This is a genomic window from Bacillus sp. JJ664 (assembly GCF_036962205.1).
Taxonomy (GTDB): domain Bacteria; phylum Bacillota; class Bacilli; order Bacillales; family Bacillaceae_G; genus Gottfriedia.
In genome coordinates this window covers 1-482 of record NZ_JBALMS010000058.1, presented here as the reverse complement: position 1 = coordinate 482, position 482 = coordinate 1, and the positions used below count along the sequence as shown (strand labels likewise).

Here is a 482-nt window from a genome sequence, read left to right as displayed (position 1 = left end):
CCTTTTTTGATGTAGATTTATAAATTTAAGTATAAAATCAATTTTTATTTAGCTATAATGGGGAAACTAATTTTTAATGATGACTGCATAGTAAAAGGAAAATTGCGACTGAACCTTCTCCCATCATTCGTTAATTATAGTTGAAGAATGGATTAATAATCCTGATGAAAATTGATTCGAAAATAGATAGTTTAAATTAGTTTTAAAAATAATAAAAAAAGAATTTACAAAATTTTGTATCAATGATATCCTCAAAAATGAACGGAGGTTCACGAATGCAAATTTTAAAAGAAGATATTAAGAATCGAATTATTGCTGCAGCTTTGGAGGAGTTCAAGGAACAAGGGTATCTTGGAGCTTCCATTAGAAATATCGCAAGTAATGCAGGAATAGCTTTAGGTACTATTTACAAATATTTTAAGAATAAGGAAGACCTTTTTAATTCTTTAGTAGAACCAGTTTATAAGGATGTGCTATTGACG

General features: G+C 28.0%; 1 protein-coding gene. It reads left to right on the top strand.

The window, feature by feature from the left end; all coding sequences use genetic code 11:
• Positions 1–275: 275 nt before the first annotated feature.
• On the top strand, positions 276–482 hold a 207-nt coding region (locus V7056_RS10685), incomplete at its 3' end, for a TetR/AcrR family transcriptional regulator (protein WP_499701762.1).